Origin of the sequence: Nodularia sp. UHCC 0506 (assembly GCF_034931045.1) — a bacterium.
In the GTDB taxonomy this organism is placed as follows: Bacteria; Cyanobacteriota; Cyanobacteriia; order Cyanobacteriales; family Nostocaceae; genus Nodularia.
In genome coordinates this window covers 11857-36041 of the sequence record NZ_JAYGHH010000056.1, presented here as the reverse complement: position 1 = coordinate 36041, position 24185 = coordinate 11857, and the positions used below count along the sequence as shown (strand labels likewise).

Genomic DNA, 24185 nt, shown 5'->3' with positions numbered 1-24185 from the left:
TTTCAATACAATAGGGCATGGCATCCTTTTCTACTTGCCGCCAAAATAAAGAATAGGGGGGTTGTAAACTATCAATACGTCCATGCTGTGCGGCTTCTGCTAATTGGGCGCGATTAAAGTTAGATACACCTATTGACCGGATTTTGCCCTGTTCTTTGAGTTTATTTAATGCCTCCATAGTCTCTGCAATGGGGACTATTTCCGAATTGAATGACCCGGAAGGCCAATGTATTTGGTAAAGGTCTATGTAGTCAGTTTTGAGATTTTTTAAGGAGCGATCGCAAGCTTCAATCACTAAATCATATTTGAGATGATTGGCGAAAACTTTCGAGGCGTACTCAACGCGATCGCGCACATCAGATAAAGCTGCGGCGATAATTTGCTCAGAATGTCCTTGACCATAGACTTCCGCAGTATCGATGGTGGTAATACCAGCTTCAAAGGCGGCGCGGATGGTGTTAATCGAGTCAGTATCCTCAATTCCCGTCCACATGGCTTTACCCGCTTGCCAAGTCCCCATCAGAATGGGTGTAATGTGAATATCTGATGTGCCTAATCTACGCTTTTCCATGATGCTTACCTGGTTAATATCTCCGAATATTTCCTAATTTAACGGTTTTAGCAAGAAATTAAATCAGAGTCACGGTAGATATAGAACAAGTCAAAAGTTAAAAGTCAAAAATGAAAGACTGGCTGTGACTTCCAGTGGACTGATGCAAGATTTAACAGGGGTAGCAAATTTTTTTGGCATCTGTGAAAATGCTGCAAACGCAGGTAATATCAGCAGTTTGCCCTCGTGTAGCTATCAAAACAAAGCCTCAATGTGGAAATATCTGCCTAAATCGTAGTTATTGATACATACAATCGCAAAAACCGCAGATAATATGATATAAATCTTAACCTTATCGTCAGGTAAAAAAGAAATGTTGGTTTATCCTTATCTCCTACAGGAAGCCATTAATTACAACCCATAGCAGTTAAATAATTTTGCCGTTCTAGTTAGTACACAAAATCACCAATATGTGTGGATAAAAAAATATTTCTAATTATCCCACAAGACTGAGGCAGGTATTGACAAAATTCTGCCACTATGCAATCAAGCAAAACTTAAAGGAGTTTGCCATGCAACGTCAAATGTGCTGGTTATCTAAGTCTGGCGGCGATGGAGAGAAAATTCTACATCTGCAAGCCTCACCCAATCAACCTTGGCGACCCTATACAGCTTTTCCCCACTTTGCAGTCCCTGATTATCAAATTCCCGGTGGTTCTAAAGGTTGGGCAACTTATCAAAAACTTCTCAAAGCTGGCTGGACTTTAGTACATAGCGCACGGGCAAATGAGTTTACTAGCAGCTATGCAGAATCAATATCAAGGGAATAAGGAATTAGAAACCACTGGGAAAACCTTGACCACGAGGGTCAGCTGCTGCTTCTAAATCTCCTTCTGCGGTGACTGCGATCGCGTTAGCATTACCCCAAGAGTTACTTTCGTTAATTGTGTGTCCGCGACGACGTAACTCTTGCAGGGTGAGAGTATCTAAACCCCAACGTTCTACACGTAACTGATCGGGTAGCCACTGGTGATGTATGCGCGGAACAGACACTGCTGCACCTACATCCATTTGGTACTCCAGCACATTCAGGATAATTTGCAAGACCTGAGTGATGATAGTGCTACCACCAGGAGTCCCCACCGCCATCCTGAGACGGCCATTCTCGGTGATAATAGTGGGAGTCATACTAGATAAGGGAGTTTTGCGAGGTGCGATGCCGTTGGCGAGCTGCGCTAACGCATTAGCTTCGTTACCCACCAAACCAAAAGCATTGGGTACTCCCGGTGCGGCGGCAAAATCATCCATCTCGTTGTTAAGTACGATACCTGTTCCTGGTGTCGCTATACCTGCACCAAAGCCTAAATTAATGGTGAAAGTCAGACTGACGGCGTTATGTTCGTGATCTACTACAGTTAAATGGCTAGTTTCCGTAGATTCTTTTCTCGCCAGGTGGGGAGTGGGTAGGGGCGGGTTTAAACAGTCAGTCTGTGGGGAGACAAAATTCTTCATCAACCTACCCGTACATGATAGGGAAGTAGGGAAGGAAGGTAAATCAACTGGCTTAATCTCCCTTGCAGGTTTTGCCGTTGACATATCAATTTCTAGACGGCGTTTTCTGGCGTATTCTGGGCTGATTAGTTGTTCTACAGGGACTTTGATAAAATCGGGATCACCTAAATATTCTGAGCGATCAGCATAAGCAATTTTCATGGCTTCTACCATTAAATGCAAAGCATCAGGGTGATGCCATCCTAAAGATTGCAAATCAGTCTCACCAATTATGTTTAACATCTGTAATAAATGCACTCCTCCCGATGAAGGTGGTGGCATTGAGCAGATTTTAGCTTGACGGAAATTGCCACAAACGGGATTTCGCCAAATTGGTTTATAGGCTTTGAGGTCTTCTAGAGTAATTAAACCACCATTTTTAGCCATGTCAGAAGCGATCGCCCAGGCAATATTTCCGGTATAAAAACTGTGAGGACTGCGGGCAATATCTGTTAAAGTCCGCGCCAAATCGCGCTGTACCAATCTTTCCCCCGGTTGATAAAACTCCCCATCACGAGTAAAAATCTCCCGCATTCCGGGGTTATTTAGCATGGTCTGGAGACGTGTACTGTTGACTGTCAAATAATGAGGAGATAATACACGTCTGAGTATAAAACCATCTTGGGCCAGTGCGATCGCAGGTTTTATCACCTCTGCCCAAGATAACTTACCATAACGGCGATGCACCTCATACATTCCAGCTACCGTTCCTGGTGTCGCCACAGCTAAATAGCCAGTTACACTTGCATCACGACGCACCTTACCTGCTGCATCCAAATACATATCTTTTGTCGCTTTCAGGGGGGCGCGTTCCCGAAAATCCAAAGCTTTGATTTCGCCAGTTTTTCCAGAGTGCATTAATAAAAAGCCACCCCCACCAATTCCGGCTGAAAATGGTTCCACCACAGAAATTGCAAAAGTTGTCGCCACAGCCGCATCAACAGCGTTACCACCTTGGCGTAACATTGTAATTCCTGCGTCACTGGCTAATGGATGAGCTGAAACCACCATTCCCTTTTTACTACGTAGAGGCGATGTAATAGTGGCTATGGCCGCTTGGCTGGAAATAATTAGGCTACAAGAAAAGACTGCTATTGCAATCCGTCGGGATACTGCAAAAATACGCATTTTATGAATTTTGGTTGATATTTCTGAGAATTTTCAGTCTACATTATGTCTACTGTTGCATGGCTGATAGGTGAATTGTCAAGATATGAGTCAGTTTACATCCAGAATTTTTGTGAGGTTGATTTGATTCCTTGAATCGTATGCGGTTCAAAGCTATAAACAAAATATGTATGTCCGATTAAACGCAGAAATTCCTATAATCCCTGAGATTTGCGAAACTCGCGTACAACAGTTTTAATATCCTGAAATTCGCCCTCAACTAAATTGTTTAACTGCTGCATTTCATCAGATGTAATTTTTCCAGAAAGTTGATTTATAGCTGTTCTTAATTGTGGATATTTATCTAAAGTGGCTTTACGGACAATAGGCACAGCTTCATAAGGAGGAAAATATTGTTTATCATCCTTCAGTACAACTAAACCAAGGCGGGAGATTTGCCCATCTGTAGAATTTCCGGCAATCATATCTACTTGTTTTTGAATTAACGCCCGATATATTAAACCCAAGTCCATAATTTGCGGAGGTCTAGCAAAACTGAGATTATAGGTTTTTGCTAATCCTGAAAAACCATCTTGACGTTCTAAAAATTCGTAACCAAACCCACCACGCCATTGAGGTGTATATTTAGCAGATTCCGAGAGAGTCTGAATATTGTAGCGTTTAGCATCTTCACCGCGAATAATCATGGCAAAAGTATTTTCAAACCCTAAGCTGGGCATGATTTCTAAATTAAACTGTTCTGCATAAGCCTGTTTTAATTTTTCGTGAACTATTTTTGGATCATTAACTGCTTCTTGTTTTAAAATACCAGTAAAAGCTGTGCCTGTATATTCAACATAAGCATCAATTTGTCCGGCAAGAATAGCATTATGACAAACAAAAGAACCACCTAAACGGGGACGACGAATTACTGTTAAATCAGTAGTGTCTTCAATTTGCTGGGCTAAAAGTTCACCTAAAATATCTTGTTCTGTAAAATCTTTGGAAGCAATAACAATATCACCATTACCGCTAGTAGGAGAAGTGAAATTACAACTGGCAATAGCTATGGCTAATACAAAACTTAATAAACACCAACTAAAAAATCTTTTCATGATTTCCTATTAATTAAAACTCTCGCATTTATCACATCATTTGCCAAAGTTTTAATCTTTAAATTTTAACTTTTAATTTCTGTTCCAGCCAACCAATACCCAAATCAGCGACTAATGCAATCATCGCCGCCGGGACTGCACCAGCTAAAATTAACTGATTATTTACCACTGCAATTCCGCGAAAAATAAACACGCCTAAACCACCAGCCCCAATAGCGGCCGCAATGGTAGCGATACCGATGGAAATGACTGTTGCTACCCGCACACCTGCCAAAATTACCCCCATTGCTAAGGGAATCTCTACCTGTAACAACAATTGTTTATCTGTCATTCCCATACCTCGCCCAGCTTCCCGAATCGCCGGATCTACCCCCATGATACCAGTGTAAGTATTGCGGATAATAGGGAGAAAGGAGTATAAAGTTAAAGCTACAATTGCCGGAATAATCCCAATTCCCCCAATTATTGGCACTGGAATTAATAACCCGAATAATGCTAGACTAGGAATAGTTTGCAAAATATTGGCAATACCGAGAATAGGTCGGCGCAGGTGAGTTTGGCGGGTGATTAAAATACCTAAAGGAATACCAATGAGTGTAGCAGTGGCGATCGCAATACTCACCATAAATAAATGTTCTAGGGTATGGCGCAGGATTTCTGTCCCATACTTAATTAAAAAAAAGTCTTTCATAAAGTCTCTTGTAGTGATTGCAGACATTGCAAAAAAGCTAAACTTTCTGGATGTTGAGACTGCTTAAATTCATCCTTTGTCCCTAATACTACCAATTCTCCCTCACACATTAACCCAATTCGATCAGCTAAAACAAAGGCTTCTTGAATATCATGGGTGACAAATACCACAGTTTTATTTAATTCTTGTTGTAAGCGGTGAAATTCTTGTTGCAGTTCTAAGCGGGTAATGGGGTCGAGTGCGCCAAAGGGTTCATCCATCAATAATACTGGAGGGTCTGCGGCTAATGCCCTAGCTACTCCCACTCGTTGCTTTTGTCCTCCCGACAGTTCATGAGGATAACGCCCCGCAAATTGTCCAGGATCTAAGCCTACCATCTGCAACAATTCAGAAACCCGCATTTTAATTTGTTTAGATTGCCAACCGAGTAAAGTCGGGACTAAACCAACATTACGTTCTACAGTGAAATGGGGAAACAAACCAGTTTCTTGAATCACATAACCAATATTACGCCGCAATTTAATTTCATCCCATTGAGTTGTAGGAAGACCGTTAAATAATACTTCTCCTTGTGTTGGGGTCAAGAGGCGATTGATTAACTTCATGGTCGTTGTTTTCCCGCTACCACTACGACCGAGTAAGACTAAAGCTTCTCCTTGACTAATAGAGAAATTGAGATGAGATACTAAAGGACGATGGTTGCGGCTAAAGGTGACATCGCGGAATTCAACAGCAATTAGTTGTTGTTGCATATCAAGTTAATTTTACAGGTACTTATTTACTACTTATGCCAAAAGTTCCGGTTAACGACATTGATTTGTTCTACGACATCAAAGGACAGGGTGAACCTTTACTATTAATTGCTGGTTTTTTATGCGATCACTCCTATTGGTCGTTAATCATGCCATCGCTCGTTACCCAATATCAAGTGATTCGTGTGGATAATCGTGGCATGGGGCGCAGTTCTGCCCCGGATAGCCCTTATAATATTCAGCAGATGGCCAATGATGTAGCAGCATTACTTGATCACATCGGTATTGATCAGGTAAATGTAGTCGGTCATTCAATGGGTGGTCAAATTGCCCAAGAACTAGTATTAGCCCATCCTGAAAGGGTAAAAAGTCTAATTTTGCTTTCTAGTCTGGCCAAGGGTGATGGCAGATTCAATCATCTGATTTCGACATGGGGCTACCTCCCCAGTCATATAGACTTGAAGCTTTATGAACAAGTTGTATTGCCTTGGATATTTACCGATGAGTTTTATGCTATTCCAGGCATGGTAGAACAATTGATTGAGTGGGCAGTTAATTATCCTTTTGCACCAGCGACACACACACTCTATCATCATAGTAGAGCTATTCTCGGCAGTGATACACAAGACCGACTGCATAATATTCTCTGTCCCACTCTGATTTTAGTGGGTAGACAAGATATTCTCACACCAGTGAAATATTCTGAACAACTAGCCCAAGGTATTCCCCACTCTGAACTGGTAGTAATTGATGGTGGTGGTCATGGCATTTTGATTGAGTCCTTGGATACAGTCATTTCCGTTATGCTAAAATTTTTAGAAAAATTGCCGAAATTAATGTAAATAAAAATGTCAAATTATTATCTAATTTAGATTTTACTCAATGTGAGTAGGTGGGTTAATAGTGGCTTATGATTAGAGATAGGCATTGGTCACCCTATTAATCCTCAAGGATACCAATTTATAGATATGACAGACTTTAGAGAACTGCAAGAATGGGAAAAAGCCCACCAATTAACAGTTGCAGTCTATGAAATTACTAAGACCTTTCCAGAAGAGGAATTACTGGGGCTAACACAACAAATACGTTTAGCTTGTGCTGCCATACCTATTAAGATAGCTCAGGGATGCGATCGCGATGACTATGAAATGCAATTGGATTTTCTGGAAATGGCGCGAGATGCAGTGATTGAGGTGGAATATTACCTGCTGCTTTGCTTTGAGTTGAATATGCTGGACTCGTCTGATTATGATCATTTAATCAGTGACGTGGTGGAAGTGAAAGAATTACTAGCGTCTTATATTGACAAGCAAAGTCACAATTTTGATGAATAGTCGCGTTCTCCATCTCCTCCCTGAACACCTGTAAATTATCTGTACCCATTCCCAAAGCACCTACCCAGAAGAATGCTGTGGACTAGTTCTCGGTTTTCTGGGTAGGGAGGGCAACACGGTTATGGAAATCATTCCCATAGAAAACCCCTGGAACACCCAAGCAGATGATTTTTCAGAAGACACAGTACAGACTAACAGCCAAAGATATGCGAACTGACAAGTCAGCGCTTGCGCGATCGCTGTCCAAGTCATGTCAACACTCACCACCTGATAATTCCACTACACCATCAGAATGCGATCGCCTATATGCTTGAGCAAAATACTCGTATATAATAGTTTCCGTCCAAAACGGTAAAGTTGCCACAGTCAAAAGTTGGATTCTTGATAATCATCACCAATTCCAACCAGAGTCAATTGAAAAAATTTAAAAATATCGTTTTTCGATAAGATCAATATTCTCGGCTGATCTACCTAACTGCTATGCTAAATCCCAACCTGGAAGAAATCCAGTTGACAAAAGACGACTACGAACGCTACTCTCGCCATTTGATCTTGCCAGAAATTGGACTAGAAGGACAAAAGCGTTTAAAAGCTGCGAGTGTATTGTGTATTGGTACTGGTGGACTAGGTTCGCCATTACTGTTATATCTTGCAGCCGCAGGTATTGGACGCATTGGTATAGTAGATTTCGATATCGTTGATACTTCTAACCTGCAACGCCAAGTCATACACGGTACATCCTGGGTAGGTAAACCCAAAATTGAATCAGCAAAAAACCGGATTCATGAAATTAACCCCCATTGTCAGGTTGATTTATACGAAACTCGCCTCAGTGCTGAAAACGCCCTAGATATCATCAAACCTTATGATATCGTCGTGGATGGTACTGATAATTTCCCTACCAGATACCTCGTGAATGATGCTTGCGTACTGCTAGATAAGCCTAACGTCTACGGTTCCATTTTCCGCTTTGAAGGACAGGCCACGGTCTTTAACTACGAAGGTGGGCCGAACTATCGTGACTTATACCCAGAACCACCACCACCAGGAATGGTTCCTTCCTGTGCAGAAGGTGGCGTATTGGGTATTTTACCAGGCATGATTGGCATTATTCAAGCGACCGAAACAGTTAAAATCATCACGGGAAAAGGTAATACCTTAAATGGAAGATTACTGTTGTATGATGCCTTAGAAATGAAATTTCGGGAATTGAAACTGCGTCCAAATCCCATTCGCCCCGTTATTGAAAAACTGATAGACTACGAACAATTCTGCGGAATTCCGCAAGCTAAGGCAGAGGAGGCAAAACAGCAGATGGAAATGTCAGAAATGACCGTTAAGGAATTGAAAGAACTACTGGATAGTGGTGCAAAGGATTTTGTGCTATTAGATGTCCGTAATCCTCATGAATACGAAATCGCTAAAATTCCGGGTTCGGTATTGATACCCTTACCGGATATTGAAAACGGCGACGGTGTAGCCAAGGTCAAAGAAATACTCAACGGTCATCGCTTGATTGCTCATTGTAAGCTAGGCGGACGGTCTGCCAAAGCCCTGGGTATCCTCAAGGCAGCCGGAATTGAGGGAACTAATGTTAAAGGCGGAATTAACGCCTGGAGTCAGCAAATCGATCCTTCAGTTCCAGAATATTAGGTTTTAGGCAAAGTAACGCAGAGATTTCATATTGATTCTCTGCGCCTAATGCGTAATACCGGAAAATTGCTGTTAATTAAGTCGTGGGTTGTGACTGTGATTCTGTAGCTGGGGTAAATTCTTTCTTCTCTGACTCTGGCTGCTGCTTTTCATCACTCTGCTGTACCTGCTGAAGATGAATGCTATTCACCTGTTTAATAAAGTACTCTAATGATTGACTGGCTTTTTGTCGCTGTTCCATTTCGTCAGACATATCATAGAAACGATACGGTTGTGTCACTCCCAAAACAAATTTTTCTTCTTCAGCTTCTAATAGTTCAACTGCTGTGTTAGCAGCAATCCAGTTCTTTTCAAAAGGGAACGACGTAACTATACTGGCGAGTATAGAAGCGATCGCAGGGCAAATAACTGGCAACCACTTCAACCACGTTTGTCCTGCTTCTATTTTATCTACCAGGACTAAAATAGGTGTGATTCCTGAAAAAACCACAGTTGTAATTTGCAGAATATAGTAAATCGTTCTCGATAAATTCCGAACCTGTTTATAGTAGTCGATTAAATCTTGGCAGTATTGTAAAGCCTTGGCTTTAACTGGAGAAAAATTCTTCACTTGCCAAGAGTTATTGTTTAATAAATACGTATATATTTCTGCTTTTTTGTTGGTTTCGTATTTATTGGCGGCTTTTTGCAAATCTTGAAATAATTGTCTATTGATCAGCAATAGAAAAACTGTGAAACAGATAGATATTCCACCATAAAGAACAAAGGTTTCATTTTTGGAAAAACTAATAACAATAATACTAGATAATAGTAGTACTGCTATCAACAATTTTTCAATTATATTCAGAATTAACAATCTTTTCTGGTCGCCCGAAACAGAGGTATTACCCATAATTTCAGCGTTTGTATTTTCTGTGAGATTGTCAATCATTAAATCTGGTGTAGTCATTGTTTGGTGTCTGTAGGTGTTTTTTAGTGAAAAATTATAACCCAAAAGTTTAGATTCTGAATTGGCAATAGCTTGAGATTTGGACTATTTTTCTAGATATCTAATGCTTCTGGATTTTTGCAGTTTTTTCTAACTTTTGACTTCCGCGTTGCGGTACTAAAAAGTTAAAATGCTTGTATTTTGGGATTGGGAATTTTTTGAGATGGTATGCTGATTGATGCCATCCTGCACTAAGTACAGAATCATCTGTATTCATCTGTGATTAGTCAATTCTATGGCTATGTCGGGTATACCTGACTCAGCCAAAAACGGGTGTATTTAATTTCTCTAGGAGTTGTTATTATCGGAACACATCCGAGTATAGTCCAACAATGGATAAGCGGCAATGAGAAATTCACATAATTCAGCTTTTTTAATAGATTAGACCATATTCAAGCTATATAGAGCTACTGTCATAGCAACAGAAGGGCGCTGAGTGCTGAGTAGAAACCAAGTAGGGGAGTGTATGGTTACGTTACACAAGCTATAACAGATATACTTAGGGTTTGCTGTTCGCGTAGCGTGGAGGTAGGGAACAGGGAATCGGCAATAGTTTCAGCTATTTGTCATCCCCAAATTTTCTGATTTATTCAACCCAAAATTCACACTTTTGATGGTACACCCTTCAAAAACCGTTCGCACCTACTTTCGGGTTTATCAGCCTCAAACCTTTGATGTATTTAGGTTTTATATTTATTCAGCCAGCCCTAATTACAAACAATAATTGATCAACAATGCCCTCACTTCATTGGCAGTTGCTATCACAAAAAAAATTTTTATCAGATACGATCCTCATTCCATAATCCCAATTATCACCTTATGAGTAGTTTCAGGGTAGGGAATTCTACAAGACTTTAAAACGGAGAGGGAGGGATTCGAACCCTCGTATACGTTTCCGCATAACAGACTTTCCAGGTCTGCGCCTTCAACCACTCGGCCACCTCTCCAGGGGCAACGATTTACAACTATACTATGAAATCCCAGAAAATGCAAATATATAAGTAAGCAGATTAAATTAATCTTGAAGTTCACATCGAAATCTTAAATCAAAATGCCTGATAAATATACGATAAAAGTCCGCGATCGCGCCACAGGCGAAGAATACAGTCACAAAGTTCCAGACGACCGCTACATTCTCCACAGCATTGAACAGCAAGGAGGGGAACTGCCGTTTTCTTGCCGCAATGGGGCTTGTACAACTTGCGCTGTGCGGGTAATTTCTGGGGAAATTTACCAACCGGAAGCTATTGGATTATCTCCTGCGTTACGCCGTCAAGGTTACGCTTTGTTATGCGTGAGTTACGCCCGTTCTGATTTGGAGGTGGAAACTCAAGATGAGGATGAGGTTTATGAGTTGCAATTTGGGCGCTATTTTGCCAGGGGTAAAGTGAAGGCTGGTTTACCGTTAGATGAGGATTAAGATTTTGTTCACGCATTCGGCAAAGCCGTTCTTGCAGAGTAGGCGCAATCGCACTCCGCGATCTGCCAGAGTAGACGCAAAGGGCTGTTTTGATGTCTTAGTGAGGAAAACTGTCCTTTTGGGTTGTTTGTTGTTGCTGGTGAGTTGTCAAGCTGATCATCAAACGGTAAGCAATCAGGCTGAGGTAACGGTGGCGCGGGTAGTTAGTGGGCAAAGTTTGGAAGTTTTGGGTCTGGCTGAACAACCAAATTTGATTTCTCGTGTCCGGTTAGTTGGTCTTGATGCACCAGATTTAGGACAGCACCCGTGGGGAGATGAGTCTAGAGAAGTTTTAGCGAAGTTGATTGGGGATCAAAAACAACCGGTAATTCTAGAATTTGATGTATCCAGCAAAGATAAAATTGGTCGCACTTTGGCTTATGTGTGGAAAGACCAGCAGTTATTGAATGAACAAATCCTGAAACAAGGATATGCGATCTTTGTGGGGCGATCGCCTAACCACAAATATGACCAGCGCTTGGAACGCGCCCAACAATGGGCTAGACTCATGGGAAAAGGCATCTGGAATCCAGAAAAACCTATGGGTATTCCTCCTGCTGAATTTCGTCGTCGAAATCTTTAGGGAGTGCTGAGTGCTGAGTGAGGAGTGAGGAGTGAGGAGTGAGGAGTTAGGAGTGCTGAGTGAGGAGTGAGGAGTTAGGAGTGAGAAATCCGGGTTTGGTGTTTGACCTAATGACCAATGAACAATGACCAATGAACAATGACTAATTTACAAATTTTTCTAGATATTGCGACGGAAGCGGCTTTGGCTGCGGGTGCGGTTTTACAAGGGTATTTGGGTAAGTTAGAAGATGCTATTACTGAAAAGGGTCGCCCTGGCGATTTAGTCACTGTTGCGGATAAGGCTTCAGAAGCGGTGATTTTGGAAATTTTGCGTCGCCACTTTCCTGAACATTCTATCCTGGCTGAAGAATCAGGGAAATTAGGAAATCAAGATAATCAGTATCTTTGGGCTATTGACCCCTTAGATGGCACAACTAACTTCGCTCATCAATACTCGGCTTTTGCTGTTTCTATTGGGTTATTAGTTGATGGTGAGCCGCAGGTTGGTGTAATTTATGACCCTTTTCATAATGAGCTATTTCGGGCAGCTACTGGCTTAGGCGCGACGCGCAACCGTCATTCTATCAAGGTTTCAGAAATATCTGAACTGAGCAAAAGCCTACTGGTAACAGGATTTGCTTATGATCGCCGGGAAACCTTGGATAATAATTATGCCGAATTTTGCCACTTAACCCATCTTACCCAAGGCGTTAGACGTAGTGGTTCCGCCGCCCTTGATTTGGCTTATGTTGCTTGTGGGCGTGTTGATGGTTACTGGGAACGGGGAATTTCTCCTTGGGATGTTGTTGCAGGTGTAGTTTTATTACGAGAAGCTGGGGGAAAGGTTACTGCATACAATGGTACTTCTTTCCAAATTGCATCAGGTAGAATTCTGGCTACTAATGGTAATATTCATAATCATCTGAGTCATGAGTTAGTAGAAGTTCCGCCTTTGTCAAGTTGGAAATCAAGGAGATAAAAAAAACTAATAAATGATACATGGCTATTAACTACTGACAAAATACGGATGAAGCGAAGTAAACTATAAAAAAGCTCAAGCTCTTTTGGTGCAGAACCGCTCTATGTATTTAAAAATAGATCGTGGATTGTTTAAATATGATTTGATAGATTATCACGCAATTTTGTGTGTTTCCATTGATGCGGATGCGAAGAATATACGTAAACGTTATCTGCAAATTGCTCGCCGTTTGCACCCGGATAGCAAGGCGATTACCTGTGCTGAGGAAAAGCAGCAGGCTAATGAATTATTATCCAAGTTGGTTAACCCAGCTTATGAAAACCTTTCTAAAGAACGTATTCACTCAGAATACACTATAGTTCTGTCTCAAATAGGTAAGCGTCTGGCACAAGAATCTACTTCACTGGACTTGAGTAGCGATTTGGCGAAACAATTAGTTAATGCCCCTAATATTGATTTTTTTTACAAAAGTGCGATCGCTAAAATAGCTGCAACCCAATATGATTCGTTAGAACAATCGACTCAAATCATATCCCAAATCAGCGAGTTAAATTTAGTGTACCTCATGCGGAGTGCGGCTAATACCTCTAACTCGCCACAGTCGTTGGCTCATTCCAGTACCATCAAGCCAAATACAGCACCTCCACCTCCACCCCCAGTAGTTAAAGAAGATTCGCCTTTCGAGCAGTATGTTCGCCGTGCTGAAGGTTTAATTAACGCAAAGCAATTTTCTCAAGCCAAGGTGGAGTTACAGGACGCTCTCAAGCTAGAACCTAAAAATAGTCACTGCCATAGTTTGATTGGCTTGGTATATTTGAAGCAAAATCAGGTGAAAATGGCTAAAATTCATTTTGATAATGCTTTGAAATTAGATCCCAACAACGAAATTGCGTTGTCATGGAAACCTAAAATAGAAAAGGCTTTAGGGACACAATCGGGTGGCTCAAAAGTAATTTCACCTCCTCCTGATGGTAATAATCAACCAGATAAGTCTGGAGGTGGGGGTATGTTTGGTGGTTTTTTTGGTGGGAATAAAAAATAATGGTGTATCAACCAGCAGCGGGAGCGAGGGATTTATTACCTTTAGATGTGGCTCAAAAACGCTGGATTGAAGATAGGTTACAGCAGGTGTTTCATCGTTGGGGATATCACAGGATTATCACTTCTACGTTGGAACGCATGGATACTTTGATGGCGGGAGAAGCAATTCAGCGCCAGATGGTGATTCAATTGCAAAATGGTGAAGATGAAGAATTAGGGTTGCGTCCAGAGTTGACAGCTTCTATTGCTCGTGCAGTGGCTACACGCATGGCAAATGTCACCTATCCCCAACGCCTCTACTACAATGCCAATGTCTTTCGCCGCACTTGGGAAAACAGGCACAATCGCCAGCAAGAGTTTTATCAGTCTGGGGTTGAGTTGTTAGGTGTGGGCGGATTGTTGGCAAATGCCGAAGTGCTGCTACTGGCGAAAAATTGTTTGGCTGCATTGGGTTTGGAAAATTGGCATTTAATTTTAGGCGAAGCGGGAATTACACGATCGCTTCTTGATGCCTTTCCAGTGAATATCCAAGCTCAAGTCCGTACTGCGATCGCTCATCTTGACCGCATAGCCATAGATAATTTACCCGTCAGTGATCAACTGCGCGATCGCGCCAGAATCATGATGGATTTACGCGGTGACAGCGCCGATGTCTTGCAAAAAGTTAGTAGCCTTGGTTTAGATCCAGAACAACAAGAGATTGTAAATAACCTCAAATCTGTGGTGGAGTTATTAGAATCTGAAGGAGATTTTCCTTTAATTCTTGACCTGAGCTTAATTCAGACCATAGACTACTACACTGGCATAGTCTTTGAAATCGTCAGCGATACGGATTCACAAGCCAGAGTTTTAGGGCGTGGTGGTCGTTACGACAAGCTTTTAGGACTATATCACCCCCAAGGCGAAGATATTCCCGGTATTGGTTTTGTACTTAATATCGAAGATTTATATCAAGTTCTTCTATCCACTCAGCAATTACCGCAATCAACCCCAGCTAGTGACTGGTTAGTAGTAGCCCAGACACCAAATGTTGAAGCTGCGGCCTTTGCCCATGCCCAAAAACTGCGTAATTCTACAGATTTGGTACGGGTTGAAATGGATTTAGGCGGCAGAGATGTGGAAGCTACGAGACAATACGCAAGCGATCGCGGCATTGCTGAAATTGCTTGGATTAAATCTGATGGTTCAATTGTGAATGAATCATTGCGTTAGTTAGAAAGTAGGGACGGGGTGATTAATATTCCTGATTAATCATGAATAGCCAAACCCGCCCCCACTGCAAAATTTTATAAAGTTTTGTAAACAATTGAGCCTATTCCCGTCTCTACGGCCGATAACCTACCAGGTATAGCAACCGCCAAGGAGGTTAGGACATTGTTAATTGCTCAAAGCCTTGATGTAGGGACAGGTTTACAGATATGTTCAATTACCAATAATAATTTGAATAAACCCGCCCCTACTTTGTTTCTGCTCAGAACTTTCTTCACTCAGCACTCAGCACTCAGAACTCAGAACTTTCTTCACTCAGAACTCAGAACTTTCTTCACTCAGCACTCAGCACTCAGCACTCAGCACTCAGAACTCAGAACTTTCTTCACTGGTGGGATCTAGATAACCCTTATGTGTAATGACTTGAGGAGCTTGGTTCAAGCAGCTTTTAATGACCCAATAGAAAAGAGCAAGCTATTACAGCAACGTCAAAAGCTCCAGGAAATTATCAACGATATTCCTACCCGTCAATGGCTATTTGAACAAGCCTGTCAACCTGATGATCCACATCAAGCCAAGACTTTGATCATTACAATGATGACTTCTTCTCGGTTGATTTGGTGCGGTGACAGGATATCACCAGATATATATAGTGAAGCACTATCACGAACTTGGGTATGGTTTTTAGAAGATTTTTGTCAGAGGTATAACCCTGAAAAAGCCAGCTTTGTCACCTGGTTTAACCAAAAGCTGAGATGGATGATTTTAGATGTGATTCGAGAAAAAGCCAAGGAAGAAAAAAATCGGTTACATCCTCTTGATGGAGAAGATGACGAAAAGATTTATCCTCCTTGTCCTCATCCTGATCGCTGGGAGCAAACTATCGAAGAATGGCTAATTTTAGTGCAAAATAATTCACATTTATGCAAAAGTTGTCAAATGCAGCAACATTCTCATGTCAACTGTCAGGTTGTGTTGATGCAGATATTGCTAGTGTTGCGCGATTCAGGATCAGAAAATTTCTCTTGGGATACAATCGCTCAACAATATGGACTGGAAGGGTTATCACTGAAAAGGTTTTGTCGCACAAGGTGTTTCCGTATTTTTAAACAGTTGTTGGCTGAATAATGCTCGATAAAATTTCTAGATATTTTCTTTAATAGGAATCATGATTGATACTGCTACACAATTTAGTCCGATTACTATTCCCATTACAGCCAGAGATCGCCAACAAGCTGATCAGTTTGCTCAACAACAGCCAACTCAACAGCAGTCAGAACAAGTTTATCGTAATACCTTGGCTGTATTGGTGACTCAGCGCTATTTGCAACTGTTAGGGATTGATACCGATTTGGAAATTAGTCATAGTTGGAATCCTCTCGAACGTCTGTTAGAAAACACTGCTGATTTGTATATTCCGGCTTTGCAAGGCTTTTTAGAGTGTCGTTCTCTACGTCAAGGCGATCGCAAATGTCTAGTTCCCCCAGAAGTGTGGTCAGAACGCATTGGCTATATGATCATTCAAATTGATGAACCTTACCAAGAGGGACAAATGTTAGGGTTTGTGGAATCTGTCTCTGTATCAGAGTTACCACGCAGCTATTTTCAACCCCTGGATGTGTTCCTAGAATATTTAACCCCAGAGCGATCGCCACAACCAATAATTCAACTGGGGAAATGGCGCAAACACATATTTGAATCTGATTGGCAACCCCCAAAAAACTTATTCAACAGAATCAGAAACATTGCCACACAACAGATACAACTTCAACGAAGTGATAACCCAATTCAACAACGGATTGAACAACTCTATCGCCGACATACTCGTAATTTGGTAGAACCTATTCCAGTGGATCTAAATTCGGAATCAGCTTTGGTAAAAGTGATTCAAACTACCTCGGATGATGAAATTCGCTGGCAAGCTGCCGAATTGTTATGGGAAATCAATCCTCAACATCCCGCCTGTCCGGTAATTAGTGGGAAGGATTTGGGCATTTATCTCATGGGGAATTCTGTATTACTGATGGTGGGTGTTTTGCCTAAGTCAGATAATCGGGTATTAATGCTGCTGCGGTTGTATCCGCTAAGTCAGATGTATGCGCTGCCAACAGGATTAAAATTAATCGGACTAGATGAAACCGGAAATCAGTTTTTTGCAGTGGAATCACGACCACAAGACGACTATATCCAGTTTAAATTCACAGCAGACATAGGCGATCGCTTCAGTGTCCATGTTGTGTTGAATGATGCCAGCTTTATTGATAGTTTTGTTGTTTAGTTTGCTTAATTATGCTTATCTAGATTATCTATTCTTTACCTCCACACCCTCCCTGTTATTTATGGCTAAACTTCCCTCTAGCCCTAAAACTCCCCAAGATGTCGCCGTTATTATTGAGATTAGTAGCGGTAGCTTTGCTGAGGGGTTTTCTGTAACGCTTCAGATTTTAGAAGATGGTGTGATTATTGAAGAAGATCATGGTTTATCTCCTATTCCGGCTGCTCCCCAAATGCCACAGTGGTATCAAGAATGGCAAGATATATCCCTAGATGGTAGTCGTCAACTGCAAGCGGTTTCAGGACAGGAAACGAATGTAGCCGTTTTAAAAAGATGGAGAGAAAGCGCTCAAACTCTAGAAGATTATTGTCGAGAATGGTTTCAGGATAGAGCATTTAAGAATTTACGCGATCGCATTCGGGCAAATACAAAAGTTACAACTGATAAATCTGTCCCCATTATTATTCGATGTCACCACCAAAATGAACTGCTGCGTCGCCTACCTTGGCATATCTGGGATTTATTTACCAACCTTCCCAATGCTGAACTGGCCTTATTCTCTGGATTTGGTCAGCAAGTTCCAGCCCTGAAAGCACCCATCAAAGTTTTAGCCATTTTTGGTAGTTCTCATGGTGGTTTACAACTAGACGACGATCAAAAAGCTTTAGGACTTTTAAAACAGCGAGGAGCAAAAATTACATTCAAATCAGAGCCGACTGATCAAGAGTTGTCTGACCTGTTATTTAATCAAGATTGGGATATCTTGTTTTTTGCCGGACATAGTTCCAGTCAAGGTAGAAATGGACAGATCCAAATTCGTGAAGGTGATTGTTTACCGTTAAATGCGTTAAATCAAAGCTTAACCAGAGCCGTTAAAAGAGGTTTAAAGTTAGCCATCTTTAATTCCTGTGATGGTCTAAAAATGGCAGATTTTTTAGCTCAATTGAAAGTTCCAGCCGTGATTGTGATGCGGGAACCTGTACCCGATGTGATTGCGCGTCAATTCTTACTTTATTTTTTAGCACAATTTTCTCAGGGTACACCTTTATTTTTAGCAGTCCGTGAAGCTCGCGATCGCCTCGAATCTATCCAAAGAAACAATTTTCCGGCTGCTTCCTGGTTGCCTATTCTTTGCCTCAATCCCAATCAGCCAGAATTAGTTTGGCCTGCTCCCTCAATACTTTCTCGTTGGCAAGCTTATCTATCTCGTCCTAATTTAATTATAGGGTCTATTTTAGCTGCAATTATCGCTGTAGCGGCTCCATTAGTAATTCACCGATGTCAGATTTTCCCCTCAATTTGTCTTAGCCCATTGCCCCCACTAGATAACTATATTGGGATGGGTGAAAAATTAATTTCTAACAGCAAAGTAGAATTAAGCGAGCCATATCTTTCTTTAAAAAAACAAGGGATTACAGTATTTTCTCAAGGTGAATATGCAGATGCAGTCAAGATTTTTGATCAGCTGCGTAATCTGGCACAACAAAATAAAGCAATTCCATCTATTAGTCAAGCAGCTTTAGCCGCACTACAAGACCCAGAAGTTTTAATTTATCGAAATAATGCCTTCGTAATTCATCGCCATCGCCAAAATCCGAATTTACCAATTTACACTATTGCAGTAGCCGCACCATTAAATTTTACGGCTGGATTAGATATTTTATTTGGAGTTGCACAAGGGCAAGATATGGCCGTTAAACAAGAAATCAATTTACAAGTTGTGATTGCTAACGATAACAACAACACCGAACAAACTCAACGAGTAGCAGAAATTCTCTTTGAAGATGCCAAAATTCTTGCTGTAGTGGGACATTACACCTCTCCTAACACCTGTGCAGCTTTAAACGTTTATTCTCGTCAACCAAATCCCCTGGTGATGATTTCCCCCACCAGTACCCTTGTGAATCTTCCATCAAGTCCGGCTTGTGGTGGTGATCCTTATAAAGTATTTTTCCGGACTGTTTCATCTAGTCGAGTAGAGGCTCAAAGTCTAGTCCAGTATTTAGTTGATGTTCTCAAAAAACCCCAGCCAAAAGTAGTTGCTTTTTATAACTCTCAGGAGTTATTTAGCAAAGATATGTTAGAGCAATTTATTCTCGTGCTGAGAGCATTTAAAGGCAGTATAATTGCTAAATTTGATATTTCTGACCCTAACTTTGATATTCGTCAAATTACACCACAGCTTGCAGATGCAGATGCCTTGGCAGTCTTAGCCGATGGGGGTACTGACAATACTATAACGGCTCAAACAGCAATTGAAGTCATTAAGTTTAACAATGGAGAAAAACCAATTTTAGGGGCAAATCCTCTCTATCTTCAAGAAGTTATTGATCAGGCTCAGATTGCTACAGTCAATAGTCTCTATTTAGCGGTTGATTGGCATCCGCAAAAATGTGGCGCACAAGATTTTGCGAAACAAGTTAATGAATACTGGGGTGGTGACTTAAATCGTCGGACAGCTTTGGCTTACGAGGCTGTACAGGCAGTACTGCAAGCCATTAAACTATCAGAATCTCCCGTAACTAGAGAAGATATTCGGCAGAAATTAGCCAATACGGGAATTCTCCAAGGGGCAGCTGCTTCTAGTGCCACAATCCAAGGAAAGTTGATTAGTTTTGATGCTAGAGGCGATCGCCGAGAAATTACTACTAGGGGAATTGTGACGGTAAATGAGCAATTGAGATTTGATCTCGTCAAAGATGATTCTTGCCCTAGTTAAGGTAGGCAGGGGGGCAGGGTGCAGGGTGCAGGCAGCTACCGCCGCTCCTTTAGCTAATACTGGTACTAGTTAAGGTAGGCAGGGGGGCAGGGTGCAGGGTGCAGGGGGGATAAGGAAGAAATAACACACCCTACACACAAGGATTATTTGTAAAGTTATGTAACGAATTGGTGATTTTGATTTTTAACTTTCGATAGTCCTTTAGCGGAATAAAAATTTTCCCAACTTAATTGCACAGTCAGTAAATGATTTAATTATTTGCCAATATTTTGCTGTCAATTAATTTATCAACATCAAAATCATCTATTTATGACACATAAACCCAAGCGTTATTATTTCCGGTTTTCTGATCATCAATTATTACTCACTGGGTTATTAGTTGGTTATATTATCTTTGTTTTTTGGCTCGGAATACGTTTGACTGTTTTACTTAGCGGTGCAGTAATTGTGGCTTTAGCGATCGCCTCCTGGTATATCCAACTCAAAAATCTCAAAAATAGTCCCAAAATCACCTCAACAAATCTACTGCAAATTGATGTTTTTAGCAATCATCTCAACCATTTAAATTACCAAATTCCTCAACCTTCTCTAGCTCTATGGCAATCAGTAAAGCAACAAGCTCAAAGCATTCAGCAGATTGCCAGACAAATTGCTGAACAAGAATCAACATTCACTCCAGATTTGTTGGAAACTTTGCACACTGTTTTAGATTTAGTTTACCAACTAGTGGAAGCATTACAGGTTATTCAAAAAGTGCAAACACCACGCTATCGAAATTTGGCAGAACAACAGTTAACAAGTAGTCAAAAACGACTCCATCAGACTTATGACAAACTTCAGGAACTGCACGATCAAATGGTGTTAGAAACCCTAGAGCGTCGTTCAAATTATACTCCTACTGCAATTTGTCAGCGTCTACAAACGCTAATCAATGAAAATGAACAAGGAATTTTAGGAAATTAGAAAAAAAATGAAAAAATTACATTTAATAGGTTGGCTATTGATGGGACTATGCCTGAGTTTTTTGTTTGCTTATACAACCTCTATTAATTCATTTGCAAGTGCCGATATTCATCTGCGTGAACATCTTTTACCTCAGATTAAATTAGAGTCACAACTGGTAACTGATACTGCTGCTTATAATGCTGTCATTCCGCCGATCACTGATTCTGTTCCTGATCCAAATACTTTCCCTCTGTATGGTGCCAAGCCTAGCAATGATCCCAATATTGTCTATCTAGAAATCTACAGTTCGGCTGAAAAAGCTAATGGAGAACGAGAGGATGAACGTTGGTTAGTTGATGTCGCTGAAAAATATAATCAGCAAAAACAAAAGCTGAAATCTGGGCAGATTATTCAAGTGGGGATTCGGAATATTCCTTCTGGATTGGCCGCGCAGATTTTAACTGCCAGAAAAGGCAAACCCGCAGGTTATACACCAGCAACAGCGATGTGGTTAGAACTACTGAAAGCGGAAGGATTACCCCTCCGAGATATTGCGCCGGCGTTAGCCTCGAATCAAGCTATTTTTGCCGTTCAACCCCAGGTGTATAAAGAATTAGCTCAAGGTGGAGAGGTGACGTTTGACAGACTCATGGATGCTATTCTCGCAGGTAAAATCACAGTTGGTTATTCCAATCCATATATTGCCTCATCAGCGTTAAATTTTCTACATTCATTGCTTTGGCGTTCAGCAGGTCGTACTCAAGATAGTAAACCATTAACTATTGCTGAACTAGAATCTCCCCAAATCAGTTCTGTCTTTAGCACCTTCCAAAAACAAATCGCCCTGACGACACCCACATATCTAGATTTAAAACAAATTTGGATTCGCAATCCCCAGAAGTTTCAAGCCATCGTTATGGCTTACCAGAGCTATGTGAATTTAAAGAAACAGCCAGAATTTGCCGAATTAGCTTATGTTCCCTTCGGTATACCGGAAAATTCACCATTAGCAGGATTTGACTGGAATACGGCATCTGAGCAAGAGGCTTTGAGTAAATTCGCGGAGTTTGCCACTTCTGCACCTATGCAAAAATTGGCAGAGGAACAGGGATATAAAGAAACGAAGTATCTCCAGCAAGGTCAATTTCCCCCCATACCATCTGGTGAAGTATTAAAAGCTGCTCAGTCATTCTGGAAACAGCGTAAGGATGGTGGACGGACAGTGTATATGGAGTTAGTTGTCGATACCAGTGGTTCCATGGAGCGAAATAACCGTCTGGGAGCTGTTCAGGAAGCGTTACGCGTGGCCAGTCAAGAAATTAACTGGGATAATCAGATTGGGTTAGTCTCCTTTAGCGATCGCGTCACACGTTGGCTAACTCTTGCACCCTTCAACGAGTTAGAACAAAAGCGGTTATTTGTTGCCATTAACCGATTGCGACCTGATGGTAGAACTGCCCTCTATGACGGACTTGTTGTAGGTTTAGCAGACCTGATGGAAAAGAAAAAAATTGATCCAGATGGTCAATTCTACCTCCTATTACTCACAGATGGAAAACGAACTAAAGGCATCCGTTTTAGAGAAATTAAAGCTGTGATTGAGCATAGTGGAGTGAGAGTGTATCCCATTGCCTATGGTGAAGTGAATCAGCAGGAATTAGCAGCGATCGCGTCCATTCGAGAAGGCACTGTTTACCAAGGTACACCCGAAAAGGTACAAGTTCTGCTCAAAGATTTATTCCAGACAAATCTCTAATTCAGTCAGAGCAAATTCTCAATAGCAGTCCCAAAAATTACGAATAAACATGAACCTCAAAACTCAACTTCTCAAAACTCTAGGACTGAGTTGGTTAGCTTTTTTGATCACTGGAATGCTAATCAGTAGGTTTGCGGGAATGCCGGCAATCACCGTACTCATTGATCGCAGCTATTGTCCTACAACAGAATGGCAGCAGGTTGTGCAAACCTACAGTCAACTTTATCAACAGCACCAGCAGCGTCGGTTGCAATTACAATCTGTGATTTTGTTCAGCAGTCTTGGAGAAGAACATCTATCAATTCCACCAGAACCTCAAACATTAGCACAATTATCCACTTATGGGCGATCGTCACCACAACGCCAGTTAGAATTACGCGCCAGCTATCCTCAATCCCAACTTTTGGAATGTACTCAGTAGATATTAGAGACTAATTGCTAGGCTATATATAGCTGATCCGAAAGAAAGGGAATCTATAAATAAATGCCGCACACGATTGTGACTGATGTTTGTGAAGGCGTTGCTGACTGCGTAGATGCTTGTCCAGTAGCTTGTATTCATGAAGGCCCAGGCAAAAATGTCAAAGGAACCGATTGGTATTGGATTGATTTTGCCACCTGTATCGATTGTGGTATATGTATCCAAGTTTGCCCTGTAGCAGATGCGATCCTGCCTGAAGAACGACCCGAATTACAAAAAACACCTTAAAATTACATAGTCAACAGTCTATAGTTATTGTTAACTTGGCTGTTGACTAATGACTAACGACTAATGACTAATGACTATTTACTAGAAGTTAAAGATGTCCACGCCGGATACAGCAAAGATATAGATATCCTGCAAGGGGTGAATTTTTGTGTGAAACCCGGTGAATTGGTGACAGTGATTGGCCCCAATGGTGCGGGTAAATCCACCTTAGCTAAAACTATTTTTGGGCTGTTAACTCCACATACTGGCACAATTACGTTTAAAAATGAAAATATTGCTGGGTTAAAGTCCAATCAAATTGTCAGGAAAGGAATGTCTTATGTACCACAGCTAACTAATGTTTTTGCTTCCTTGAGTGTTGAGGAAAATTTAGAAATGGGGGCTTTTGTCCGTGATGTTCCCCTAAAACCCTTGAAAGATCAGATTTTCACCATGTTTCCCAGATTAAGCGATCGCCGTCGTCAACGTGCTGGTACGCTATCAGGTGGAGAACGTCAGATGTTGGCTATGGGCAAAGCTTTGATGTTGGAACCAAGTTTGCTGCTACTAGATGAACCTTCTGCGGCTTTATCTCCCATCTTAGTAACCCAAGTTTTTGAGCAAATTAAACAAATTAATCAAACAGGTACAGCGATTGTCTTAGTAGAACAAAACGCCCGAAAAGCCTTAGAAATGGCTGACCGGGGTTATGTACTTGAATCAGGACGTGATGCGATTTCAGGCCCTGGTCAAGAATTATTGCATGATCCCAAAGTAGGAGAACTATACTTAGGCGCAGGTAAAACCCA

25 protein-coding genes and 1 tRNA gene are annotated in these 24185 nt (G+C 41.3%); 18 read left to right on the top strand and 8 right to left on the bottom strand.

The annotated features are described in order from the left end of the window. Positions 1–571 (bottom strand): aldo/keto reductase (locus tag VB654_RS22145; protein WP_323215961.1); only part of this gene is annotated, 571 nt, incomplete at its 3' end. A gap of 551 nt (positions 572–1122) precedes the next feature. Between VB654_RS22145 and VB654_RS22140 the strand changes: the two genes are divergently transcribed. Then, positions 1123–1380, top strand: coding sequence for a hypothetical protein (locus VB654_RS22140; protein WP_323215959.1), 258 nt, complete (start codon positions 1123–1125; stop codon positions 1378–1380). A 4-nt stretch (positions 1381–1384) separates the two neighbouring features. Here VB654_RS22140 and ggt read toward each other — a convergent pair whose 3' ends face one another. The 4 genes from ggt to VB654_RS22120 form a co-directional block, all read right to left on the bottom strand. Beyond that, positions 1385–3229 carry a gamma-glutamyltransferase gene (gene ggt / locus VB654_RS22135; protein ID WP_323215958.1) on the bottom strand — a complete coding sequence of 615 codons (1845 nt, stop codon included), beginning with the start codon at positions 3227–3229 and terminating at the stop codon, positions 1385–1387. 194 nt (positions 3230–3423) lie between these two features. Continuing rightward, the gene (locus VB654_RS22130) at positions 3424–4323 is read right to left on the bottom strand and encodes a glycine betaine ABC transporter substrate-binding protein (RefSeq protein ID WP_323215955.1); all 900 of its coding nucleotides are present in this window, start codon (positions 4321–4323) and stop codon (positions 3424–3426) included. A 58-nt stretch (positions 4324–4381) separates the two neighbouring features. Beyond that, positions 4382–5014: an ABC transporter permease gene (locus VB654_RS22125; protein ID WP_323215953.1), complete on the bottom strand. Its 633-nt coding sequence runs from the start codon at positions 5012–5014 to the stop codon at positions 4382–4384. After that, a complete protein-coding gene (locus VB654_RS22120) occupies positions 5011–5766 on the bottom strand; it encodes an ATP-binding cassette domain-containing protein (protein WP_323215951.1) in 756 nt (251 codons plus the stop codon). The genes VB654_RS22125 and VB654_RS22120 overlap by 4 nt, the downstream gene beginning before the upstream one ends. Before the next feature lie 35 nt (positions 5767–5801). Between VB654_RS22120 and VB654_RS22115 the strand changes: the two genes are divergently transcribed. Both VB654_RS22115 and VB654_RS22110 read left to right on the top strand, forming a co-directional pair. Further along, on the top strand, positions 5802–6608 hold the full coding sequence (locus VB654_RS22115) for an alpha/beta hydrolase (protein ID WP_323215949.1): 807 nt from the start codon (positions 5802–5804) through the stop codon (positions 6606–6608). A 126-nt stretch (positions 6609–6734) separates the two neighbouring features. Next, positions 6735–7100 (top strand): four helix bundle protein, encoded by a 366-nt coding sequence (locus VB654_RS22110; protein ID WP_323215947.1) that lies wholly within the window; start codon positions 6735–6737, stop codon positions 7098–7100. 60 nt (positions 7101–7160) lie between these two features. Here VB654_RS22110 and VB654_RS22105 read toward each other — a convergent pair whose 3' ends face one another. Then, the gene (locus VB654_RS22105; protein WP_323215946.1) at positions 7161–7364 is read right to left on the bottom strand and encodes a hypothetical protein; all 204 of its coding nucleotides are present in this window, start codon (positions 7362–7364) and stop codon (positions 7161–7163) included. 216 nt (positions 7365–7580) lie between these two features. Here VB654_RS22105 and moeB point away from each other — a divergent pair, with 216 nt between their 5' ends. Further along, complete coding sequence (gene moeB / locus VB654_RS22100) at positions 7581–8753, top strand: molybdopterin-synthase adenylyltransferase MoeB (RefSeq protein ID WP_323215945.1); 1173 nt, start codon at positions 7581–7583, stop codon at positions 8751–8753. 76 nt (positions 8754–8829) lie between these two features. On the opposite strand, the gene VB654_RS22095 is transcribed toward moeB, so the two are convergent. Next, positions 8830–9702, bottom strand: a complete 873-nt coding sequence (locus VB654_RS22095; protein ID WP_323215944.1) for a DUF4231 domain-containing protein — start codon at positions 9700–9702, stop codon at positions 8830–8832. Positions 9703–10601: 899 nt separating this feature from the next. Next, positions 10602–10688 (bottom strand) — tRNA-Ser (locus tag VB654_RS22090). A gap of 104 nt (positions 10689–10792) precedes the next feature. On the opposite strand from VB654_RS22090, the gene VB654_RS22085 reads away from it, so the two are divergent. From VB654_RS22085 to VB654_RS22020, 14 genes are all read left to right on the top strand, one after another. After that, the gene (locus tag VB654_RS22085) at positions 10793–11161 is read left to right on the top strand and encodes a 2Fe-2S iron-sulfur cluster-binding protein (protein ID WP_323215943.1); all 369 of its coding nucleotides are present in this window, start codon (positions 10793–10795) and stop codon (positions 11159–11161) included. Then, positions 11151–11783, top strand: a complete 633-nt coding sequence (locus VB654_RS22080; RefSeq protein WP_323215942.1) for a thermonuclease family protein — start codon at positions 11151–11153, stop codon at positions 11781–11783. Before VB654_RS22085 ends, VB654_RS22080 begins: the two co-directional genes overlap by 11 nt. A gap of 138 nt (positions 11784–11921) precedes the next feature. Beyond that, the gene (locus tag VB654_RS22075; protein ID WP_323215941.1) at positions 11922–12743 is read left to right on the top strand and encodes an inositol monophosphatase family protein; all 822 of its coding nucleotides are present in this window, start codon (positions 11922–11924) and stop codon (positions 12741–12743) included. A 103-nt stretch (positions 12744–12846) separates the two neighbouring features. After that, entirely contained in the window at positions 12847–13785 is a 939-nt protein-coding gene (locus VB654_RS22070; RefSeq protein ID WP_323215940.1) for a J domain-containing protein, read from the top strand. Next, positions 13785–14996, top strand: coding sequence for an ATP phosphoribosyltransferase regulatory subunit (locus VB654_RS22065; protein ID WP_323215939.1), 1212 nt, complete (start codon positions 13785–13787; stop codon positions 14994–14996). Before VB654_RS22070 ends, VB654_RS22065 begins: the two co-directional genes overlap by 1 nt. 162 nt (positions 14997–15158) lie before the next feature. Further along, positions 15159–15395 (top strand): hypothetical protein, encoded by a 237-nt coding sequence (locus VB654_RS22060; protein ID WP_323215938.1) that lies wholly within the window; start codon positions 15159–15161, stop codon positions 15393–15395. 30 nt (positions 15396–15425) lie between these two features. Then, positions 15426–16121 carry a hypothetical protein gene (locus VB654_RS22055; RefSeq protein WP_323215937.1) on the top strand — a complete coding sequence of 232 codons (696 nt, stop codon included), beginning with the start codon at positions 15426–15428 and terminating at the stop codon, positions 16119–16121. 40 nt (positions 16122–16161) lie between these two features. Further along, positions 16162–17271: a DUF1822 family protein gene (locus VB654_RS22050; protein ID WP_323215936.1), complete on the top strand. Its 1110-nt coding sequence runs from the start codon at positions 16162–16164 to the stop codon at positions 17269–17271. Positions 17272–17332: 61 nt separating this feature from the next. After that, positions 17333–19987: an ABC transporter substrate-binding protein gene (locus VB654_RS22045; RefSeq protein ID WP_323215935.1), complete on the top strand. Its 2655-nt coding sequence runs from the start codon at positions 17333–17335 to the stop codon at positions 19985–19987. A 309-nt stretch (positions 19988–20296) separates the two neighbouring features. Beyond that, positions 20297–20950 carry a hypothetical protein gene (locus tag VB654_RS22040; protein WP_323215934.1) on the top strand — a complete coding sequence of 218 codons (654 nt, stop codon included), beginning with the start codon at positions 20297–20299 and terminating at the stop codon, positions 20948–20950. Between the two features lie 7 nt (positions 20951–20957). Beyond that, entirely contained in the window at positions 20958–22688 is a 1731-nt protein-coding gene (locus VB654_RS22035) for a VWA domain-containing protein (protein ID WP_323215933.1), read from the top strand. A gap of 49 nt (positions 22689–22737) precedes the next feature. Beyond that, positions 22738–23109, top strand: a complete 372-nt coding sequence (locus VB654_RS22030; protein ID WP_323215932.1) for a hypothetical protein — start codon at positions 22738–22740, stop codon at positions 23107–23109. Between the two features lie 63 nt (positions 23110–23172). Beyond that, positions 23173–23397, top strand: coding sequence for an indolepyruvate ferredoxin oxidoreductase subunit alpha (locus VB654_RS22025; protein WP_323215931.1), 225 nt, complete (start codon positions 23173–23175; stop codon positions 23395–23397). Between the two features lie 63 nt (positions 23398–23460). After that, a partial coding sequence (locus tag VB654_RS22020) for an ABC transporter ATP-binding protein (RefSeq protein ID WP_323215930.1) occupies positions 23461–24185 on the top strand: 725 nt, incomplete at its 3' end.

Excerpts from the sequence above, each read along its gene's own strand:
- ggt (WP_323215958.1), bottom strand. The coding sequence starts at position 3,229 with ATGCGTATTTTTGCAGTATCCCGACGGATTGCAATAGCAGTCTTTTCT.
- VB654_RS22050 (WP_323215936.1), top strand. The coding sequence starts at position 16,162 with ATGATTGATACTGCTACACAATTTAGTCCGATTACTATTCCCATTACA.
- VB654_RS22080 (WP_323215942.1), top strand. The coding sequence starts at position 11,151 with ATGAGGATTAAGATTTTGTTCACGCATTCGGCAAAGCCGTTCTTGCAG.
- VB654_RS22065 (WP_323215939.1), top strand. The coding sequence starts at position 13,785 with ATGGTGTATCAACCAGCAGCGGGAGCGAGGGATTTATTACCTTTAGAT.
- moeB (WP_323215945.1), top strand. The coding sequence starts at position 7,581 with ATGCTAAATCCCAACCTGGAAGAAATCCAGTTGACAAAAGACGACTAC.
- VB654_RS22075 (WP_323215941.1), top strand. The coding sequence starts at position 11,922 with ATGACTAATTTACAAATTTTTCTAGATATTGCGACGGAAGCGGCTTTG.
- VB654_RS22085 (WP_323215943.1), top strand. The coding sequence starts at position 10,793 with ATGCCTGATAAATATACGATAAAAGTCCGCGATCGCGCCACAGGCGAA.
- VB654_RS22115 (WP_323215949.1), top strand. The coding sequence starts at position 5,802 with ATGCCAAAAGTTCCGGTTAACGACATTGATTTGTTCTACGACATCAAA.
- VB654_RS22035 (WP_323215933.1), top strand. The coding sequence starts at position 20,958 with ATGAAAAAATTACATTTAATAGGTTGGCTATTGATGGGACTATGCCTG.
- VB654_RS22070 (WP_323215940.1), top strand. The coding sequence starts at position 12,847 with ATGTATTTAAAAATAGATCGTGGATTGTTTAAATATGATTTGATAGAT.
- VB654_RS22025 (WP_323215931.1), top strand. The coding sequence starts at position 23,173 with ATGCCGCACACGATTGTGACTGATGTTTGTGAAGGCGTTGCTGACTGC.
- VB654_RS22040 (WP_323215934.1), top strand. The coding sequence starts at position 20,297 with ATGACACATAAACCCAAGCGTTATTATTTCCGGTTTTCTGATCATCAA.
- VB654_RS22095 (WP_323215944.1), bottom strand. The coding sequence starts at position 9,702 with ATGACTACACCAGATTTAATGATTGACAATCTCACAGAAAATACAAAC.
- VB654_RS22130 (WP_323215955.1), bottom strand. The coding sequence starts at position 4,323 with ATGAAAAGATTTTTTAGTTGGTGTTTATTAAGTTTTGTATTAGCCATA.
- VB654_RS22030 (WP_323215932.1), top strand. The coding sequence starts at position 22,738 with ATGAACCTCAAAACTCAACTTCTCAAAACTCTAGGACTGAGTTGGTTA.
- VB654_RS22120 (WP_323215951.1), bottom strand. The coding sequence starts at position 5,766 with ATGCAACAACAACTAATTGCTGTTGAATTCCGCGATGTCACCTTTAGC.
- VB654_RS22140 (WP_323215959.1), top strand. The coding sequence starts at position 1,123 with ATGCAACGTCAAATGTGCTGGTTATCTAAGTCTGGCGGCGATGGAGAG.
- VB654_RS22110 (WP_323215947.1), top strand. The coding sequence starts at position 6,735 with ATGACAGACTTTAGAGAACTGCAAGAATGGGAAAAAGCCCACCAATTA.
- VB654_RS22045 (WP_323215935.1), top strand. The coding sequence starts at position 17,333 with ATGGCTAAACTTCCCTCTAGCCCTAAAACTCCCCAAGATGTCGCCGTT.
- VB654_RS22125 (WP_323215953.1), bottom strand. The coding sequence starts at position 5,014 with ATGAAAGACTTTTTTTTAATTAAGTATGGGACAGAAATCCTGCGCCAT.